We start from the raw sequence: 2,056 nt of genomic DNA on the forward strand, positions 1-2,056 counted from the left end.
GCTCTCTTTACCCCATACCTTCGCCAACGGTCTGACCAGCGACTCCAGTGGCCCAGATCGGCCAGAACCAGATAGCCATGGGGACGCCCAGGGGAGAACCTAGCCGTGCTATCACTACCGGATTTGGGTGTGACCGGTCGGCCGCTCTCATCTGCCATCTCAGCGTCGCCCTGTGAAATACAGAAAGATAGAGCAATAAGGCATGGAAAAATCGGCTCCCCGATGTCAAAGTGGGGTAAGAAACATGGATATACCCCGCGAACCAGAGGAGCCGCGTGATGGAGAGCATGACGCAACCCTGTAGCGATAGCAACCATGATGAATTGGAGCTCGCCTTGAATGACCTCAAAGCCTATGTAGCCAGGTCTGCCCGACAGGGCATCGCGGCACATGAGGCGGAAGCGGGCATTTGGCAGCGGGTCTTGCAACTGGGCCATAAGGCTCTGGGGCTGTTGTTTCGCTTGGTGGGACCCGGTGACGTGGGAGAGACTGTCGTGTTGCCAGGTGGACAGGAAGTTCGTCGCCTGGATAGGCTTCATCCTCGGGTGTATCAGTCGGTCTTTGGTCGATTTGAGCTGGAGCGGGTGGTGTATGGCACCCGCGAAGGGCAAAAGATTGCGTACGTGTCTTTTGATACGCAGTTACAGCTGCCTGAGAGTGACTTTTCTTACCTGCGGCAAGATTGGGCACAAAGTTTCACGGTTGAGAACGCCTATCGTCAGGTGCCCGAGACGCTGAGGCGTATCCTGGACGTGCATCCCGCGGTCGATAGTCTGGAGCGGATGAACCTGAAGATGGCTGAGACGGTGCGCCCGTTTCGGGAGTCCCGCCCGGCTCCCGAGCCAGAGGCCGAAGGGGCGTTGTGCGTGGTCAGTGCCGATGGCAAGGGGATTCCCCTGCATCGGCCCGCTGCCGAGATGCCGATTCAAGCGCATGATCGGGAAGCGGCACCCAAAGCGCACCGCAAGAAGATGGCGGTGGTGGGCACCGTGTACACGATTGATCCTTTTGTCCGTACACCGCAAGAGGTCGCCGAGTCGCTGTTTCGCAGCCCGGCTGACGACCCGCTACCGTCCGATCGTCCAGTACCCCAGCATAAACGTCTCTGGGCGAGTCTGCCTCACGAGCGAGAGAACCAGGTGGTGTCGGCCACGGAGGAAACCTTTGGCTGGTTGAGGCAGGAAGTGGCCCGGCGCAACCCAAGGGCTGACCAGCCCATCCTGTTGTTGATGGATGGGCAAAAGTCGCTGTGGGAAGCTGGTCAACGTGAGTTACCAAAAGCCAATACGATGGAAATTCTCGACCTGTTGCATGCCACCCCACGGATATGGGACGCCGCGCATCTGTTCTACGGTCGCGATGAGGAGCAAGCCCTGGGCTTTGTATACGATCGGGTCCTTCGCATGCTCCAAGGTGAAGTGCACTCGGTGGTCTCCGGCCTTCGGCAGATGGGCACCAAGCGCAAGCTGAGAGGCAAGAAACGGGCAAAGTTGGCCAAGATTTGTGGCTACCTCGAAAACAATGCGCATCGCATGCGTTACGATGTCTATCTCGCGGCGGGCTATCCCATCGCCTCTGGGGTTATCGAGGGAGCGTGTCGCCATTTTGTCAAAGACCGGATGGAGCGCTCGGGGATGCGTTGGACGATCGAGAGTGCTCAAGCGATGTTGGACGTGCGCAGCACCTACCTGAATGGGGATTGGGACGACTTCATGCGGTATCGCATTGAGAAGGAAACCCAACGTTTGTACCCGTATCGCGAGTTCGTCGAACCAATTGAAACTCTTGAGGAGGGGGAGCTGCCGTTCGCGGCATGAAGTCGCCGAGGGCAGCCGGTCACACCCCTCCCCTGACCGCCCGTCGAGGTGCGCCGGGCCAAGCAGGCGATCTATCTCCCGGCGGATCAGGCCGTAGCACTCACAACTGGCCGCTTCCAGCCCCGGACGGTCCAGCACGTGGATGATGCCGCGCTGATACTGGATCAGGCCTTGCTGCTGGAGCTGGCGCGCCACGTCCGTGACACTGGACCGCCGTACACCCAGCATCACCGACAGCA

Annotated in this window: 1 protein-coding gene and 1 pseudogene; one reads left to right on the top strand and one right to left on the bottom strand. The window is 59.4% G+C overall.

Going from position 1 to position 2,056, the window contains the following annotated elements:
- Window positions 1-278: 278 nt before the first annotated feature.
- A complete protein-coding gene (locus VJ369_RS05025; RefSeq protein WP_324091025.1) occupies window positions 279-1,817 on the top strand; it encodes an ISKra4 family transposase in 1,539 nt (512 codons plus the stop codon).
- A gap of 123 nt (window positions 1,818-1,940) precedes the next feature.
- Here the strand turns inward: VJ369_RS05025 and VJ369_RS19145 are convergent.
- A pseudogene (locus VJ369_RS19145) lies at window positions 1,941-2,045 on the bottom strand (helix-turn-helix domain-containing protein); the annotation flags it as partial.
- Window positions 2,046-2,056: the final 11 nt, after the last annotated feature.

The organism is Glutamicibacter sp. (genome assembly GCF_035257265.1).
GTDB lineage: Bacteria > Actinomycetota > Actinomycetes > Actinomycetales > Micrococcaceae > Glutamicibacter.

Bases quoted from the DNA above. Each gene is read 5' to 3' on its own strand.
- VJ369_RS05025 (WP_324091025.1), top strand. From the start codon at position 279: ATGGAGAGCATGACGCAACCCTGTAGCGATAGCAACCATGATGAATTG.